The organism is Pseudomonas sp. 3MAES_34.3B (genome assembly GCF_058145875.1).
In genome coordinates this window covers 4,961,163-4,978,405 of the sequence record NZ_CM176960.1, presented here as the reverse complement: position 1 = coordinate 4,978,405, position 17,243 = coordinate 4,961,163, and the positions used below count along the sequence as shown (strand labels likewise).

15 protein-coding genes are annotated in these 17,243 nt (G+C 64.9%); 4 read left to right on the top strand and 11 right to left on the bottom strand.

What is annotated here, in order from left to right; translation table 11 throughout:
• Positions 1-94: 94 nt before the first annotated feature.
• The 11 genes from urtD to cbiE all read right to left on the bottom strand — a co-directional run bounded on the left by urtD (position 95) and on the right by cbiE (position 12,693).
• Positions 95-955, bottom strand: coding sequence for an urea ABC transporter ATP-binding protein UrtD (urtD, locus tag AC3Z8Y_RS22360; protein ID WP_490087612.1), 861 nt, complete (start codon positions 953-955; stop codon positions 95-97).
• Positions 952-2,031: an urea ABC transporter permease subunit UrtC gene (gene urtC, locus AC3Z8Y_RS22355; protein ID WP_181110799.1), complete on the bottom strand. Its 1,080-nt coding sequence runs from the start codon at positions 2,029-2,031 to the stop codon at positions 952-954. The genes urtD and urtC overlap by 4 nt, the downstream gene beginning before the upstream one ends.
• On the bottom strand, positions 2,031-3,593 hold the full coding sequence (gene urtB / locus AC3Z8Y_RS22350) for an urea ABC transporter permease subunit UrtB (protein ID WP_490087611.1): 1,563 nt from the start codon (positions 3,591-3,593) through the stop codon (positions 2,031-2,033). The genes urtC and urtB overlap by 1 nt, the downstream gene beginning before the upstream one ends.
• Positions 3,594-3,682: 89 nt before the next feature.
• Positions 3,683-4,948: an urea ABC transporter substrate-binding protein gene (urtA, locus tag AC3Z8Y_RS22345; protein ID WP_181110797.1), complete on the bottom strand. Its 1,266-nt coding sequence runs from the start codon at positions 4,946-4,948 to the stop codon at positions 3,683-3,685.
• Between the two features lie 212 nt (positions 4,949-5,160).
• A complete protein-coding gene (locus AC3Z8Y_RS22340) occupies positions 5,161-6,525 on the bottom strand; it encodes a PepSY-associated TM helix domain-containing protein (protein WP_490087610.1) in 1,365 nt (454 codons plus the stop codon).
• A gap of 16 nt (positions 6,526-6,541) precedes the next feature.
• Positions 6,542-8,614, bottom strand: a complete 2,073-nt coding sequence (locus AC3Z8Y_RS22335; RefSeq protein WP_490087609.1) for a TonB-dependent copper receptor — start codon at positions 8,612-8,614, stop codon at positions 6,542-6,544.
• Between the two features lie 82 nt (positions 8,615-8,696).
• The gene (locus tag AC3Z8Y_RS22330) at positions 8,697-9,110 is read right to left on the bottom strand and encodes a DUF2946 domain-containing protein (protein ID WP_490087608.1); all 414 of its coding nucleotides are present in this window, start codon (positions 9,108-9,110) and stop codon (positions 8,697-8,699) included.
• Positions 9,110-9,604, bottom strand: a complete 495-nt coding sequence (locus AC3Z8Y_RS22325; RefSeq protein ID WP_490087607.1) for a copper chaperone PCu(A)C — start codon at positions 9,602-9,604, stop codon at positions 9,110-9,112. The genes AC3Z8Y_RS22330 and AC3Z8Y_RS22325 overlap by 1 nt, the downstream gene beginning before the upstream one ends.
• A gap of 74 nt (positions 9,605-9,678) precedes the next feature.
• On the bottom strand, positions 9,679-10,392 hold the full coding sequence (locus AC3Z8Y_RS22320; protein WP_490087606.1) for a cobalt-precorrin-6A reductase: 714 nt from the start codon (positions 10,390-10,392) through the stop codon (positions 9,679-9,681).
• Positions 10,389-11,489, bottom strand: a complete 1,101-nt coding sequence (locus AC3Z8Y_RS22315) for a cobalt-precorrin-5B (C(1))-methyltransferase (RefSeq protein WP_490087605.1) — start codon at positions 11,487-11,489, stop codon at positions 10,389-10,391. The genes AC3Z8Y_RS22320 and AC3Z8Y_RS22315 overlap by 4 nt, the downstream gene beginning before the upstream one ends.
• Entirely contained in the window at positions 11,482-12,693 is a 1,212-nt protein-coding gene (cbiE, locus tag AC3Z8Y_RS22310) for a precorrin-6y C5,15-methyltransferase (decarboxylating) subunit CbiE (RefSeq protein ID WP_490087604.1), read from the bottom strand. The genes AC3Z8Y_RS22315 and cbiE overlap by 8 nt, the downstream gene beginning before the upstream one ends.
• Before the next feature lie 114 nt (positions 12,694-12,807).
• Between cbiE and cobG the strand changes: the two genes are divergently transcribed.
• The 4 genes from cobG to cobJ are packed head-to-tail and all read left to right on the top strand — an operon-like array spanning position 12,808 to position 17,186.
• Positions 12,808-14,133: a precorrin-3B synthase gene (gene cobG, locus AC3Z8Y_RS22305; protein ID WP_490087603.1), complete on the top strand. Its 1,326-nt coding sequence runs from the start codon at positions 12,808-12,810 to the stop codon at positions 14,131-14,133.
• Positions 14,126-14,752 carry a precorrin-8X methylmutase gene (locus AC3Z8Y_RS22300; RefSeq protein WP_490087602.1) on the top strand — a complete coding sequence of 209 codons (627 nt, stop codon included), beginning with the start codon at positions 14,126-14,128 and terminating at the stop codon, positions 14,750-14,752. The genes cobG and AC3Z8Y_RS22300 overlap by 8 nt, the downstream gene beginning before the upstream one ends.
• The gene (locus AC3Z8Y_RS22295; RefSeq protein WP_490087601.1) at positions 14,752-15,480 is read left to right on the top strand and encodes a precorrin-2 C(20)-methyltransferase; all 729 of its coding nucleotides are present in this window, start codon (positions 14,752-14,754) and stop codon (positions 15,478-15,480) included. Before AC3Z8Y_RS22300 ends, AC3Z8Y_RS22295 begins: the two co-directional genes overlap by 1 nt.
• Positions 15,477-17,186 carry a precorrin-3B C(17)-methyltransferase gene (cobJ, locus tag AC3Z8Y_RS22290; RefSeq protein WP_490087600.1) on the top strand — a complete coding sequence of 570 codons (1,710 nt, stop codon included), beginning with the start codon at positions 15,477-15,479 and terminating at the stop codon, positions 17,184-17,186. The genes AC3Z8Y_RS22295 and cobJ overlap by 4 nt, the downstream gene beginning before the upstream one ends.
• Positions 17,187-17,243: the final 57 nt, after the last annotated feature.

Genomic DNA, 17,243 nt, shown 5'->3' with positions numbered 1-17,243 from the left:
CCTGGCTTGCCAGCGACCAGGCGCTACACCAATGTATGATCTGTCGCGGGCAAGCCCGGCTGCTACGGGCCACAACCTGCTGACAGCCGTTGCGTCAGCGGCCCAGGTAAACCTCGATCACCCGCTCGTGGGCCTGCACTTCTTCCAGCGAGCCTTCAGCCAGTACGCTGCCTTGGTGCAGTACCGTCACGTGGTCGGCGATGGTACCTACAAAGCCCATGTCGTGCTCCACCACCATCAGCGAGCGCTGGCCGGCGAGGGTCTTGAACAGCTCGGCGGTGAACTCGGTTTCGGCGTCGGTCATGCCCGCCACGGGTTCGTCCAGCAACAGTAGCTGCGGATCCTGCATCAGCAACATGCCGATCTCCAGGAATTGCTTTTGCCCGTGGGACAACAACCCCGCTGGGCGCGAGGCAGAGGCGGTGAGGCGGATGGTTTCGAGAATTTCCTCGATATGGTCCCGTTGCTCACCCTTTAGCCGCGCCTTCAGGCTGGCCCACACGGACTTGTCCGCCTTCTGCGCCAGCTCCAGGTTCTCGAACACCGTCAGCGCTTCGAACACGGTGGGTTTCTGGAATTTGCGGCCGATCCCCGCCTGGGCGATCTGCACTTCGCTCATGCGGGTGAGGTCCAGGGTTTCACCGAACCAGGCCCCGCCGGCGGTGGGCCGGGTTTTACCGGTTATCACATCCATCATGGTGGTTTTGCCGGCGCCGTTGGGGCCAATGATGCAACGCAACTCACCTACGCCGATGTACAGGTTGAGGTTGTTCAGCGCCTTGAAGCCATCGAAGCTCACACTGATGTCTTCCAGGGTGAGGATGGTCCCGTGGCGGGTGTCCAGGCCGCCCGCGCTGAGCCCCCCCAGGCCGATGGCATCTCGGCTGGTGCCGGCGTCCTGGTTCGGGTCCAGCGCGGGTTCGAGCATGAAGTCGGGCGTAGGGGTGATTCTCATGATTCACCTCGCTTGTTCAGCAGGCCGATCACGCCTTTGGGCAGGTACAGGGTGACCACGATGAACAGCGCCCCGAGGAAGAACAGCCAGTATTCGGGAAAGGCCACCGTGAACCAGCTTTTCATGCCATTGACCAGGCCGGCCCCGAGCAGTGGCCCGATCAGGGTGCCGCGCCCACCCAGCGCCACCCATACGGCGGCTTCGATGGAGTTGGTGGGCGACATTTCGCTAGGGTTGATGATGCCAACCTGCGGCACGTACAGCGCGCCGGCCAGCCCGCACAACACTGCGCTGAGCACCCACACGAACAGCTTGAACCCGCGCGGATCATAGCCGCAGAACATCAGGCGGTTCTCCGCGTCGCGCAGGGCGGTGAGGATCCGCCCGAACTTGCTTTTCGCCAGGCGCCAGCCCAGGAACAGGCTGGCCAGCAACAGCGCGACCGTCAGCAGAAACAGCACCGCCCGGGTGCCTTGGGACGTGACCGAGAACCCAAGCAGCGTGCGGAAGTTGGTAAAGCCGTTGTTGCCGCCAAAACCGGTTTCGTTGCGGAAGAACAGCAACATGCCAGCAAAGGTAAGGGCCTGGGTCATGATCGAAAAGTACACGCCCTTGATCCGCGAACGGAACGCGAAGAAGCCGAACACCAGCGCCAGCAGCCCGGGCGCCAGCACCACAAGGCACATGGCCCAGAGGAAGTGCTGCGTGCCGGCCCAGTACCACGGCAGCTCGGTCCACGACAGGAACGTCATGAAGGCGGGCAGGCCATCACCCGCGGCTTCGCGCATCAGGTACATGCCCATGGCATAGCCGCCCAGGGCGAAGAACAGGCCGTGGCCCAAGGACAGCAGGCCTGCGTAGCCCCACACCAGGTCCAGCGCAAGGGCCACGATGGCGTAGCAAAGGATCTTGCCCACCAGGGTAAGTGTGTAGGCCGACACCTGCAGGCTGTTGGTTTCAGGCAGCAACGACAACAGCGGCAATGCCAGCAGAACCAGCACCACCACCGCGCCCACGGCAATCGATACACGAGGCCCGGCCTTGCGCGCGACGGTAACCATCAAAGGTTGATTCATCAGTCGATCACCCGCCCTTTCAGTGCGAACAGCCCTTGTGGGCGTTTCTGGATGAACAGGATGATCAGCGCCAGGATAAGGATCTTGCCCAGCACCGCGCCGATCTGTGGTTCGAGAAACTTGTTGGCAATGCCCAGCCCGAAGGCGGCGCAGATGCTGCCGGCCAATTGGCCTACGCCGCCGAGCACCACCACCAGGAAGGAGTCGATGATGTAGCTCTGGCCCAGGTCAGGGCCTACGTTACCGATCTGGCTCAACGCAACGCCGCCCAGGCCTGCGATGCCGGAGCCCAGGCCGAAGGCGAGCATGTCTACCCGGCCGGTAGGCACACCGCAGCAGGCGGCCATGTTGCGGTTCTGGGTGACGGCTCGTACGTTCAGGCCAAGGCGGGTTTTGTTCAGCAACAGCCAGGTGAGGCCTACCACGAACAGCGAGAAGCCGATGATCACGATGCGGTTGTACGGCAACACGAGGTTAGGCAGTACCTGAATGCCACCGGACAACCAACCCGGGTTGGCCACTTCGACGTTCTGTGCACCGAACACCACGCGGATCAGCTGGATCAGGATCAGGCTGATACCCCAGGTGGCCAGCAGGGTTTCCAGCGGGCGGCCATACAGGTGACGAATCACCGTACGCTCCAACGCCATGCCGATGCAGGCAGTAACGAAGAACGCTACCGGCAAGGCCAGCAGCGGATACCAGGCCAGCGCAGCCGGGGCATAGTGCTGGATCGCCGACTGCACCACATAGGTGGTATACGCCCCCAGCATCAGCATTTCGCCGTGGGCCATATTGATCACGCCGAGCAGGCCGAAGGTGATGGCCAAGCCAAGTGCCGCCAGCAGCAGGATCGAGCCCAGGGACAAGCCGCTGAAGGCCTGGCCGAGCAGTTCCCCGACCATGAGTTGGCGGTTCACCTGTACCAGGCTGGTCTGGGCGGCGGTGCGAACGGCGGCGTCGGGTTCCGCATCGGGCGCGAGCAATGCTTCCAGCCGAGTACGGGCAACCGGATCGCCCGTCTCTCCCAGTAACCGGACCGCCCGCAGGCGAACGTCCGGCGAAGGGTCGGTAAGCTGAAGGTTAGCCAGCGCCAGGCCCAGCGCGGCCTTGATGCCTACGTTCCTTTCGCCTTCAAACTGATGCTGCAGTGTGCCGACCTGAGCGGGCAGGGCGCTGCGCTGCAGCTGCTGGGCAGCGGCCAGCCGCATGGCATCGTCATTGGACAGTAACTGGTGGCTGGCGAGGGTGTTGTTTACCAAGCCTCGCAAGCGGTTGTTCAGCCGCAGTTTTCGCGGCTCATCGACAGGGGCGGGCACATCCACACCGACCATCTTGCCGTCTGTTTCGATGAAGGGGTGTTTTTCGCTGTCGGCCGCCAGCCGCCCTTCCTGCACTGCCTGTAACAGGGGCAGGCGCTCAGGGACAGGCTGTGCCGCCCAGGTTTCCAGCAGTCGCGCCTGGGCCGAGGCATCGGCGGCAACGAAGTCACCGGCATCACTGGCGTGGGCGGCCAGCGGTAGCAGCAGGGTGAGCAGTACTATCAGTCGGTTGATGTGCATCAGGCTATTCCTCGCGCCTTGGCGGCACCTGCCGGGCAGGCAGGGCCGCGAACCCTTCGGGAACCCTCCGGGGCCATGAAGGCGGTGGATCAGTTGCTCTTCACCGGGTGGTCAGGCTTCTTGTCGTTGCCCGGGATGTACGGGCTCCACGGCTGGGCGCGGATCGGCTCCTTGGTCTGCCACACCACGTTGAACTGACCGTTGTCTTCGATTTCGCCGATCATCACCGGCTTGTGCAGGTGGTGGTTGGTCTTGTCCATGGTGAGGGTAAAGCCCGATGGCGCTTTGAAGGTTTGCCCGGCCATGGCTTCGCGCACCTTGTCCACGTCAGTGGATTTGGCTTTCTCGACCGCCTGCGCCCACATATGGATGCCTACGTAGGTGGCTTCCATCGGGTCGTTGGTCACAACAGTGTCGGCGTTCGGCAGGTTGTGCGCCTTGGCGTAGGCTTTCCAGTCGGCCACGAACTTCTTGTTCACGTCGTTCTCGACGGATTCGAAGTAGTTCCAGGCGGCCAGGTTGCCTACCAGCGGCTTGGTGTCGATGCCGCGCAGTTCTTCCTCGCCCACGGAGAAGGCCACCACCGGCACGTCGGTCGCTTCCAGGCCCTGGTTGGCCAGTTCCTTGTAGAACGGCACGTTCGAGTCGCCGTTGACGGTGGAGATCACAGCGGTTTTGCCGCCAGCGGAGAACTTCTTGATGTTCGCCACGATGGTTTGGTAATCGCTGTGGCCGAAGGGCGTGTACACCTCTTCGATGTCCTTGTCGGCAACCCCTTTGGAGTGCAGGAAGGCACGCAGGATCTTGTTGGTGGTGCGTGGGTACACGTAGTCGGTGCCCAACAGGAAGAAGCGCTTGGCCGCGCCGCCGTCTTCGCTCATCAGGTACTCGACCGCCGGGATGGCCTGCTGGTTAGGTGCGGCACCGGTATAGAACACGTTAGGGCTCATTTCTTCACCCTCGTACTGGACGGGGTAGAACAGCAGGCCGTTGAGTTCTTCGAACACCGGGAGTACCGATTTGCGGGATACAGACGTCCAGCAGCCAAACACTACCGCAACCTTGTCCTGGGTAAGCAACTGGCGGCCCTTTTCAGCGAACAGTGGCCAGTTGGACGCCGGGTCCACCACCACTGGCTCCAGCTGCTTGCCGTTCACCCCGCCCGCCTTGTTGATCTCGTCGATGGTCATCAAGGCCATGTCTTTGAGCGAGGTTTCGGAGATGGCCATGGTTCCGGACAGCGAATGCAGAATGCCTACCTTGATGGTTTCCGCGGCCTGGACAGTCCAGGTCAAGCCCATCGCGGCAACGGAAGCCGAGAGGGTAAAAGCCTTTAGCAAACTGCGGCGCTTCATGTGCTATCTCCAGTGCTTTGGTTTTTTGGTATGGGCAGACGGCGTGCTCCTGAACGGATCATTGCAAGGGGTGTGCCGGAAGAGCGGAACGGCCCGCCAGCGCGGAAGTTGACGAGGTGGTCAACCCTGGCGTTGCGCCAGGGAAGGGCCTGGACAGGGCGCTGGTGCATTCGCGCGCCCTGTTCTGGTGCCTGTGCAGGCGGTTTGGAGGGTTAGGCTGTTTCCGGCACCTTGCGCATCCACCGCAGAACGCCGTACTCAAGTACAGCGACTGCCAACAGCGAAGCGCCCACGAGTGGGAAGGCCAACCCCAGCGCGATCATCACCGCCACAGCGGTTTTCCACAGGGGCAGGCCGTGACGCAGCGGTGGCACGCCCAGGCCTTTGGCTGGCCGGCGCTTCCACCAGATCACCAGGCCACTCACCGACCCCAGCAAAACCATCAGGCACACCAGCAGCACGATCAGCTGGTTGGCCAGGCCGAACATTTTGCCTTCGTGCAGCATCACCGCCAGCTCGGTGGCGCGGGCCAGCAGGCCGTATTGTGCGTAGCGCACATCAACCAGCACCTGGCCGGTGTACTGGTCGATGTGCAGCGTGGCATCGTTGCGGGGGTCGTCGGCGAATACCGCAACGGTGTACACCCCCGTGCCGGTTTTAGGCAGGGTAATGCTGTAGCCCGGGTGCACGCCGGCGTGTTCGGCGGTTTCGACCACGCCCTGCAAGCCCACCTGCGGTGCGGCCGGCCCGCTGTTCGCGCCAGCATGGCCCATGTGCTCGGCATGGGCGCCGCCGCTCATGGGCATCGGCGTGGTTTCCAGTGCCCAAGGCACCGTTTGCCGGGCGGCGTCGTTGAGGGTACGGGCTTCCATGTCCGACAGCGGTACCTCACTGAACATCCCGGTAGGGAAGCGATTCCACAGCTCGGCGTACTGTTTGCCCCAGATGCCGGTCCAGGTCATGCCTGTCAGCAGCATGAACAACAGCCCCAGCGAGCCCCAGAAACCGACCACCGCGTGCAGGTCCCGCCAGAACGTGCGGCCGCGGCTGCGCAGGCGCGGCCAGAGTACGCCGGCAGCACCGTTGCCCCTGGGCCACCAGAGGTAAAGCCCGGACACCACCAGTACGATCCCCCAGCCGGCGGCAAGCTCCACCACCGCGTCGCCTACCTTGCCCACCATCAGCTCGCCGTGCAGCGCCCGCGCGATGGCCTGCAGGTTGTACAGGCCATGCTGCGTACCCAACACCTGGCCCGTGTACGGGTTGACGAACAGGTCGAGCGTGGCGCCATTCACCTGCAGCACGAACTGGGCGCTGCTGTCCGGGCTGGCAGGCGGCAGGTACTGGTCGACGATGGCGCCGGGGTAGGTGTCATGCACCCTGGCCAGTTGAGCATCGGCCGAAAGCGCCTTCTCCTGCACCTCTACCTGAAGCAGGTGCGGATACATGAGCGGGTCCAGCTGGGGTTTGAAGAGGTAGATGATGCCGGTGATGGCCAGCAGGATCATCACCGGGGCAACGAGCAAGCCTGCGTAGAAATGCCAGCGCCACGCCAGGTTGTAGAAAGAAGTGCGCATGATCGTGCCTCGAGGCTCAGAAGGTCAGGTCAACTTGGGTCCAGAGCGTGCGCCCCGGTTCGCGTATGGCTTCGGTGGCGTCTCCGGGGTAGCCGAAGCCCGCATTGCCTGCCAGGTTCAGGTGCTCGGCGTAGTCCTTGCCGAAGAGGTTATCCACGCCGGCGCTGACTTTCAGGTGCGGGCTAAGCCGCACGGCGCCATTGAGCGAAAACACTCCGAAACCAGGGGTGTCCCGGTAGTCCTTGCCTACCACATTGCCGTGGCCCGGGTCGGTGCGGTGCTGGGCGCTCACCACTCGCCACAGAGCGGCGGCACTCCAGCGCTCCTGCTGGTAGCTGAGGCCCAGGCGGGTATCCAGCGGCGGCATCTGCGCCAGGGGCCGGCCATCGCTGCGGTTTTCGCCCCAGGCATAGGCGACGGTCACATCGGCTTTCCAATGTTCATCGAGGTGCCAGGCGGCCCCCGCTTCCCCACCGGCGATACGTGCACTCACATTGCGGGCGGCAGACTGCCCTGCGGTGTAGTCGAACAGGATGTAGTCCGTTACATGCCCCGCGTAGGCCGATAGCCACGCCTCCACGTGCTCGCCCTTGTATTGCAGCCCGGTGTCCAGCTGGGTGGTTTTCTCCGGGCGGATACCGTCAAAGGCATTGGCGCTGCCCGCTGGCCCGTTGGTGGGGGAATACAGCTCCCAGTAATCGGGGAAGCGCTGCGTATGGCCAATACCGGCGTAGGCCGTGACAGGCAGGCCCTGGAGGTCGTGTTCGAAACGCAGGAAGCCGCTAGGTAGCGTGTCGCTACGGGTTTCGTTGGCCGTTGGGTTGGGGCGCAAGGTCATGCCAGAGCCCAGGGTTGCGCGGTAGTCCCTGGCCGTGGCGTGATCCAGCCGAGCGCCGCCGATCCAGCGGTCGCGCTCGGTTACATGCCAGGTCAGCTCTGTGAAGGCGCCTATATTATTCATCACGGCATCCCGCTCACGGGGTACGTTGGCATAGGCGCCTTCGCCCATGGCAGAACGCTTGCGGTGCTCGCTGGTTTGCCCATCCACCCCGGTCACCAGGTCCACGGTTTGCCATTCCCAGGTGGCTTTCAAGCGACCGCCGAGGGTGCGCCTGTCCACGTTGCTGGCATAGGGGCCTGCCATCATCCCGCCTGCCGGTGGGGTGCGCAGGCTGTAGTTGTCCATCACGTGGTCGGCATAGTTGTAATAGAACTGCGCTTCCAGGCTTTGAAGCACTTCCCCCAGCCCGTGTTGCTCCAGGCGCAGGCCCAGGCTTTCACGCTTGAAGCTGGCGCCGTCCATGCCACGGCCAGCGTAACGGGCCTCTCCGTCGCCCTTGCCGGCGGATAACTCGACGAGGGTATCGTCGCTTGGGGTCCAGCCCAGGGCGAGGTCACCGTTCCATTTGCGCCAGCGCGAAGGAACGGTGGCCCCGTTGCCGGCCTGATAGTCGTCGGCCTGGGCATCGTTGGCGATGAAACGGGCATACGCCTCACGGTTGCCCGCGGCCGTGTCCAGGCGGCGCTCGAAGCGGCCGTTGGAGCCCGCCAGCAGGCTGGCCTCGCCCCGGGCGCCTGGCTCGGTGAAGGTTTCCGGGTCCCGTTCGAACCGCACGGTACCCGCCGAGGCCCCTGGCCCCCATTGCACGCTCTGGGGGCCCTTGACCACCACAAGGCGGTCGTAGCTCTGGGGTGAGATATAGGCCGTGGGCGCGTCCATCCGCCCGGGGCATGCGCCTACGATCTGCCCGCCATTGGCGAGGATGTTCAGGCGCGAGCCGAACATGCCGCGCAGCACAGGGTCCCCGTTGCTGCCGCCGTTGCGAATGGCGCTGAAGCCGGGAATCGTCTTCAGGTAGTCGGCGCCATCGGTGGCAGGGAGGGGTTGGCGAGGCGCCTTCGGATCGGTCGTGATGGTAAGGGGGGACGCCGGCGCCACGGCGGTGATCACGGTAGGCGCAAGCTCCACGCCATCCTGGCGACCGGGGCGAACGTCTTCAGCGGCCAGGGCCGTTGGGCTTGCAAGGGCGCTGATCAGCAGCGCTGCGCCGCGTGGTGCCGGGCGCAATACGAAAGAAAAGGCAGGCATGGTTTTCCCAAAGCGATGAGCAGTCAGGCACGCGCCAGGGTTGCCGTAATACGGCAGCCGGCTTTGGCGCGTGATGCGAAGGTCAGGCGTAAGGGAAAAGCGGTGGCGCGCGGGTGCGTGCGCCTGGGAATACCGGTTGCAGGCCATGGCCCTGGCGGGCCTGAACAAGCAGCCGGGTGGTGTGGGCGGGAGCGGCGCCGGCCTGGAACTGCAACGTTTGAGGCAAGGCCGGGCAGTGGAAGAACAGGCTGCAATAGCCGCATCGCTCCCACAGCGGATGAAGTTGCTTGTCGCCCGTTTGCACGGCCTGGGCCTGGCAGTGCTCCCCGGCGTCGCTCATGACCATGCCGGCATGGGCAGGCATGCTGGTTTGCATCGAAGCATTCCCGCCATGGTTCTTTGGCATGGCTTGGGATATCAAGGGCCCGATGAACATCATCAGCATCGCGAAGAGGCTGATCCATGCCCCAGGGCGCCCATGAGGCAGGATGCGCATCAGCCGCCGTGCTGGTGCATGCCAGCGCCTTCAGGAGGATCGGCAAGCACCTGAACCTGTACTTCCACGTCGCCGGCCTTTTCGAAGTGCAGGGTCAGGGGAAAACGGCCGCCCTCTACCAGTTGGTTGCGATCGCCCAGGCCCAGCAGCATCACATGGTTACCCATGGGGGCGAAGCGTACCTGCCCCGCGGCGGGAATGATCATGCCGTCGACCTGTTGCATCTTCATCATGCCATCGGCGCCGATGTGCTCATGGAGCTGAGCTTCGGCGGCCAGTGGGGACATCACGCCGGTGAGGCGGTCGTCACTCATGCCTGTATTGCGGATGACGAAGTACACGGCGACGGTGGGTGCGTTCGGGGGAAGCTGCTGGGACCATGGGCCGAGGACCTGCAGGTCGCCGATGCGGTAATCCTCGGCGCTTGCCAGGTTGCCGAACAAGGCAAAGGCCAGCGCGAAGAAGCAGGGCAGCGAGCGCCGAAGGAAGGGCATGTGCAGCGTCCGGGCAGGGAAGGATTTGGCCGGTATTTAGCCAGAACCCCCGGCAGAAGTAAAAAGTGGAAGTGTTACCGTATTGCTTCGATCAACGCTTCGGCGCTATGGAACTCACGGTTCACGGGGGGCAGTTCGGGCCTGGCCAGCATCAACACCGGCAGTTGCCACTCTCGGGCCACCTGCAATTTGGGCTCTGTGGACCCACTGCCGCTGTTTTTGCTGATCAATACATCGAAGCACCCCTGAGCGAACAGCTGGCGCTCGTCGTCGAGATGGAAGGGCCCTCGGGCACCGATGACTTCGCAGCGGGCATTCCCGGGGTGTGAGTCCAGGCAGCGCAGGGTCCAGTGTTGGTGAGGGGGGATCTCGTTCAAATGCGCCAAAGGCTCCCGGCCCAGGGTGAAGAATGGCCGGTGAAAGTCACGCAAGGCAGCTGTAAGCGCGGCCCAGTCCTTCACTTCGCGCCAATCGTCACCTACCTGAGGGTGCCAGCCCGGGCGGCGCAAGGCCCAGCAGGGGACACCGGCCAACCGGGCGGCTGTTGCCGCGTTATGGCTCATCCGGGCCGCGTAGGGGTGGGTGGCATCGACCAACAGGCGGATACCCTCGGCGCGGACATACGCTGCCAGCCCTTCCGGACCACCGTAGCCGCCCACCCGCACCGCGCAGCGCAGGTCGGTGGGTACCCGGCCGATGCCCGCCAGGCTGTACACATGCTGCGGGCCCAATTCGCGTGCCACGCGCAGGCTTTCAGTCACACCGCCCAGCAACAGTACACGCATCACCAGGGACCTCCGGCGCGACCCACCACGCCACCCTGACGATCAATGGCGATCACTTCCACCTCCACCGCAGCGGGCACTACGCTGCGCGCGAATGCCAATGCCTGGCGGCACACTTCGTCCCCTAGCGGTATATCAACGGCCAGCGCCTGGGCCAGGGCCTGCTGGCTGGTATTGGCACTGTGGATCTGCGCTTGCAGGTGTTGGTCCGCGCCAAGGCTGGCGGCCCACCCGGCGAGTCGCGGCAGGTCGATGGCCGAATGGCGGCTGTGCAGGTCCATATGGCCGGCGGCGAGTTTGCTGATCTTGCCGAAGCCTCCGCACAAGCTCAAACGGGCCACCGGTACCTTGCGCAGGTGCTTGAGCACGGCGCCCACGAAGTCGCCCATTTCTATCAGGGCGATATCGGGCAAGCCGTAGAGGCGGCGGATGGTGTCCTCACTGGCATTGCCGGTGCAGGCCGCGATGTGGTCGTAGCCGTTGGTATGAGCCACGTCGATGCCCTGATGTATGGAGGCGATATAGGCCGCACACGAGAACGGCCGCACAATGCCGCTGGTACCAAGAATGGACAGCCCGCCCACGATCCCGAGGCGGGGGTTCATGGTCTTGAGGGCCAGCCCCGCGCCGTGCTCCACGCCCAGCGTGACCTCAAAACCCCCGGCATAACCGTAAGCCGCAGCGAGTTGGCCAAGGTGGGTGGTCATCATTTGTCGCGGTACAGGGTTGATGGCGGGCTCTCCGACGCCAAGCACCAGGCCGGGGCGCGTGACAGTGCCCACGCCTTCGCCGGCCTTGAACGTGACGCCCGGCGTTTCCATGAGCCGCACCTGTGCATGCACCAGCGCTCCATGGGTCACATCAGGGTCATCACCGGCATCCTTGACGGTGCCAGCTTCTGCCGCGCCCTGGGCCACGACGCGGCAGAATTCCAGTCGAAGCGTCACGATGCGCCCTTTGGGAAGCGTGACTTGCACCGCATCGTTGACCGCGCCGCCCAGCAATAGCGTTGCCGCCGCCAGGCTGGTTGCGGTAGCGCAGGTGCCAGTGGTCAGCCCGCTACGCAAGGGAGCGGGTTGCTCGGCGGTTTCGTCACGCATCGGCGGCCTTGATCACGTCCAGAAGGGTAATAGGAAGCGCTTGCCGCCAGGTTTGGAAGTTGCCCAGCGGCCGCGCCTGGGCGATTTGCGTGCGCACCAGTTCGCCACCATGGGCGGCTTGCCAGTGGAACAGCGCCATCTCGCTTTCCAGCGTAACGGCATTGGCTACCAGCCGGCCGCCGGGCTTGAGCGCAGCCCAGCAGCGGCTCAACACACCTTCCACGGTAACACCGCCGCCAATGAAGATCGCGTCTGGCCGAGGCAGGCCCTCGAGTGCTTCGGGGGCACGGCCGGGCACCAGTTGCAAACCGGGGACGCCCAACGCATCGCGGTTGCGCTCGATCAAGCCTTGGCGGCTGCTGTCCGCTTCCACGGCAATGGCGCGACACGTGGGGTGGGCACGCATCCACTCGATGCCGATGGACCCGCACCCGGCGCCGACGTCCCAAAGCAACTGCCCGGGCTGCGGGGCGAGGCGGCCCAGAGTGAGTGCACGCACGTCGCGCTTGGTCAGCTGGCCGTCGTGATCGAAAGCAGTATCGGGCAGGCCGCAGAGGTAGCTCAAAGGCTGCGCGCCAGGGCCTGCGACCAATTCCAGCGCGATCACATTGAGGTCTGCGGCTGGCCGGCCTTGCCACTGGTCGGCCGTGAGGCAATGACGCTGTTCGTTCGGCCCGCCGAGATGCTCGAATACGTGCATTGAGGAAGCGTCGAAACCTGCCGCGCACAGCAGCGCGCCGACTACGCTCGGGGTATGCCCGTCATTACTCAGCACCAGCAAGCGCGCACCATCGTACAAGTGGCGGTTCAGCAAGGCGGGTGGCCGAGCTACCAGCGAAACAACCTGGGTTTCAGGCAGTGACCAGCCGAGGCGCGCCGCAGCCAGCGATACCGAGGACGGCGCGGGAAATACCGTAAGGGCCTCGCCGGGCAGGGCCCGGGCGAGGCTTGCACCCACACCGTGGAACATCGGATCGCCGCTGGCCAATACACACAGGGGTTGGCCGCGACGCTCCAGTACCGGCGCCAAGGAAAACGGCTTTGGCCACGCCAGCCGTTCGGCGCCCAGGCAGGCGGGCAGCAAGGCGAGCTGGCGTGGCGCGCCGACGATCAGGCCGGCGCCGCGCAAGGCCTGCCGGGCTGGCTTGCCAAGGCCTGGATAGCCGTCTTCGCCAATCCCGACAATGGTCAGCCAGGGCAACATGAAGCATCCTCATGGGTAATCCGACAGGCTGGATTTTCATGCTGTCGGCCAAAGCAGGCATAATACCGCGCACTTCTGCTCAGAAGTGCCTTTTGACGATTGCCGGGTGATCTTTTGAACGAGCCATTGCCGGCCCCTATGCCTCTTGCACCGCCGCGAACTTCAGCCTGCCCCGGGCTGCTGCGTATCGTCGCCGCCCGGGACGGGGGCCTGTGTCGAATCAAGCTGCCAGGCGGTGTACTCACCGCCAGCGCAGCCCGGGCCGTGGCGCACGCCGCGCGAAGGTACGGCAACGGCGCGGTGGATATCACCAATCGGGCGAACGTTCAGTTGCGCGGTATCGAGCCCGCCCACCAGGCGGCGCTGATCGAAGAACTCAGGGCCGCCGGATTGGGCCCCGCTTCACCGGCCGCCGACGATGTACGTAATCTCATGCTCAGCCCCATGGCGGGGATAGACCCTGCCGCCGCGCTGGATACCTGCCCTTTGGCGAGTACCCTGCTGGAAACGCTGGAGCAGACCCCTCGCTATCACCAGCTGTCGCCCAAGTTCGCCATCCAGCTCGATGGGGGCGAGGCCCTGGCCGAGCTGCATCATCATCACGATGTGTGGCTGTCTCCGCTGTGGATCGAGGGTACGCTTCATCTGGCGCTTGGGCTGGCCAGTGAAGTCGGGGGCGCCAACCCGGTCGCCGCGGTGCCGGCCGATCAAGGGTTGGCCTTGTTGCTGGGCGTACTGGACCGTTTTCTCGAACTGGCGGGCCCGGCGCCCGGGCGGATGAGGGAGCTACTCGCTACCTGTCCGTCCAGGGCCTTGCTGGAGGGGCTCCCGGTGTCATTTGCACCGGGTGAGCTGCCCGCCATACCCCAGCGCGATGTTTCGCTGCCGCTCGGGATGCACCCGCAGCAGCAGGCCGGGCGGGTGGCAGTGGGTATCGCGCCGGCACTTGGGCGGTTATCGGCCGATGCATTGGCCGCGCTGGCAGGCCTTACCGAAGAAATGGCCGGGGGCGAACTGCGCCTCACGCCCTGGCAGGGGCTGCTGGTGCCGCACGTTACGTTGAAATCAGCACCTCACCTGCAAGCGCGGGCACAGGCGTTGGGCTTGCTAACCAGTGGCGAAGAGCCCTTGGCCAGCCTGGTCGCCTGCACGGGTTCGGCGGGCTGCAATCGGGCCTTGGCCGATACCAAGGGCGACGCACGTCGGCTGGCCGAACTGCTGGGCCAGGCTGTTCCTGTTCACCTGAGCGGCTGTGTCCGGTCCTGCGCGCAAGCCTCGGTGGCACCGGCCACGTTGCTGGCCACGGGGCCGGGCCGTTACGACCTCTTTTTCCGCGACCCTTTGGCGCCAGGCTTTGGCCGGCTTCAGGGCCGCGATCTCACCTTGCAAGACGCAGCGACGCAGATTGCTGCCTGCTCACGGAGCACATTCGATGATTGATTACATTCGCGACGGCCAGGCGATTTATCGCAATTCGTTCGCCACCATTCGGGCCGAAGCGGACCTGACCCACATCCCAGCCGACCTGGAAAAACTGGCCGTGCGGGTCATCCATGCCTGCGGCATGGTGGACGTGGTGCAGGACCTGCAGTTCTCCACCGGGGCCGGGCTTGCAGGCCGCCGTGCCCTGGCCGCGGGGGCGCCGATCCTCTGCGATGCGCACATGGTGGCCGAAGGCGTCACGCGCGCGCGGTTGCCGGCGAACAACCCGGTGATCTGCACCCTGAAGGATGAACGTGTTCCCACCATGGCGCTTGAGGAGGGGAATACCCGCTCCGCCGTGGCGCTTGAACTCTGGCGCCCTTGGCTGGAAGGCAGCGTGGTGGTAATCGGTAACGCCCCCACTGCGTTGTTTTATCTGCTTGAAATGCTCGACGCCGGCGCCCCCCGGCCTGCATTGATTCTCGGCTTCCCGGTGGGCTTCGTCGGGGCTGCCGAATCCAAGGCCATGCTGGCGGCGGACAGCCGTGGCGTGCCGTTCGTGGTAGTCAACGGGCGGCGCGGGGGTAGCGCCATGGCCGCCGCCGCGGTGAACGCACTCGCCACGGAGGTGGAGTGATGGCAGGTGGTCGTTTGTATGGGCTGGGTGTAGGGCCCGGGGACCCGGAGCTGATCACGGTGAAGGCGCTCCGCTTGCTGCGTGAGGCACCCGTGGTGGCTTATTTTGTGGCGAAGGGCAAGAAAGGCAATGCCTTCGGCATCATCGAAAGCCATCTGCAACCCGCCCAGACACTGTTGCCGCTGATATACCCGGTAACCACCGAAGTGCTGCCAGCGCCGCTGTCCTATGAGCAGGTGATCGCCGAGTTCTACGATCAGGCCAGTGTCGAAGTGGCCGCGCACCTGGACGCTGGTCGCGATGTGGCGGTGATCTGCGAGGGCGATCCGATGTTCTATGGCTCATACATGTACCTGCACGACCGCCTGGCCGAGCGCTACTCCACCGAAGTGATCCCCGGCGTGTGCTCGATGCTCGGCGGCGCGGCGGTATTGGGCGCGCCATTGGTGTACCGCAATCAAAGCCTGTCGGTGCTGTCCGGCGTGCTGCCGGCCGAGGAGCTCAAGCGGCGCCTGGCCGATGCGGATGCCGCAGTGATCATGAAGCTTGGGCGTAACCTGCCCAAGGTGCGACAGGTGTTGACCGAGCTGGGGCTGGACCGCCGCGCGCTTTACGTAGAACGCGCCACCATGGCCAACCAGAAAATCGTCCCTCTCGCCGAGGTAGATCCGATGTCGTCGCCGTATTTCTCTCTGGTGGTGGTGCCCGGCGAACGGTGGCAGGGATGAGTGGCGCGCTTGCCACGGCAATCGTGGTGCTCGGCGCCTCGGCGCTCCCGGTGGCGCGCCGTATCCAGGCCTCGCTGCCAAATTCGAAAGTGCTTGGCTTGCAAGGCCGCGCGGAGGCCGCCGATGTCATCTACTCGTCATTCGGCGACACCCTGCGCGCGCTCTACCGGGACGGGACCGGGATCGTTGCGTTGTGCGCCGCAGGTATCGTGATTCGCTCACTAGCCAGTGTTCTCGACGAAAAAGGCAGCGAGCCGCCCGTGCTGGCAGTCGCCGAAGATGGCAGTGCGGTGGTGCCGTTGCTGGGCGGGCTAGGTGGAGTCAATGCCCTGGCTCGGCAGATTGCGGGCATGCTGGATGTGGCCCCTGCGATCACTACCAGCGGTGAGCTGCGCTTCGGCACGTGCCTGCTCGACCCGCCTGAGGGCTACGTACTGGCCGATCTGGAACAGGGCAAGCATTTTGTTTCCGATGTGCTGGCGGGCCAACACGTGCGCGTGGAGGGGGACGCCCCCTGGCTGGCGGCAATCGAACTGCCGCGGGCAAACGACGCCGCGCGCGCGATACGCATAACCCCACGCCAGGTGCAGGCGCCTGGCGACCTGGTGATTCACCCGCGCAGCGTGATTGCGTGGGTGGAAACCGCCGGTGACAACGTGGCGGCACGGGTAACCGCAGCCATGACCGAAGCAGGCCTGGCGCCGGCAGCGCTGGCCTGCCTGCTCGCGCCTCGGGGCCTGATGGGCGCTCGGGTACTTGCCAGTGCGGCGAAGGCCTTGGGGGCCGAGCTTCGCTTTACCCCTGAAGGCTCGGCTGAAACCCCCTTCGATCAACTGCCGTCCATCCTCCGGGCAGGAGAGCAGGGGGTCGCTCTGGCGATCAGCCCTTCCCCGATCTGCGCCGATGATGTCGGCCAGCGCCGTGGGCGGCTGGCGGTGGTGGGGCTGGGGCCCGGTGAGCGGGCCTTTATGGTGCCTGCGGTACAGGAGGAGCTTGCACGGGCCGAGGACGTGCTGGGGTACGAAACCTATGTGAACATGGCAGGGCCGTTCCGCCCGGATCAAGTGCTGCACTGCACCGACAACCGCGAAGAATTGCAACGCGCCCGGCACGCCCTTGAACTGGCTGCCAGCGGCCGTAATGTGGTGGTGGTGTCCTCTGGTGACCCGGGCGTATTCGCCATGGCGTCGGCGGTGCTCGAAGCGCTGGAGGCCGGTAGCGACGAAGCCTGGCATTCGGTGGACCTGGCCATCCTGCCGGGCGTTTCCGCCTGCCTGGCGACCGCGGCGCTGTCGGGCGCGCCGCTGGGCCACGATTTCTGCGTGATCTCCCTGTCGGATAACCTCAAGCCGTGGTCGGTGATCGAAGACCGCCTTGACCTGGCAGGCCGGGCAGACCTGGCCATGGCCTTCTATAACCCGATCTCGCGATCCCGGCCATGGCAGCTAGGCCAGGCACTTGACGTGGTGCGCCGGCACCGCGCGCCTGAAACGCCAGTAGTGCTGGGGCGTGACGTGGCGCGGCCTGGTCAGCGATTGACCGTGGTTACGCTGGGCGGCCTCACGCCAGAAATGGTGGACATGCGCACGATGGTGATCGTGGGCTCTTCCACCACCCGGACCATTCCCCGGGGCGATGGCACGCCGTGGGTCTATACCCCTCGCTGGTATCCACAGGCGGTTAGCCGGGAAAGCGTTCAGCCCTGACGTGCCGAGCCTTTGAAGCTATGTTGCGCGGCGAGCCCACCGGGGCTCTCCCGCCAC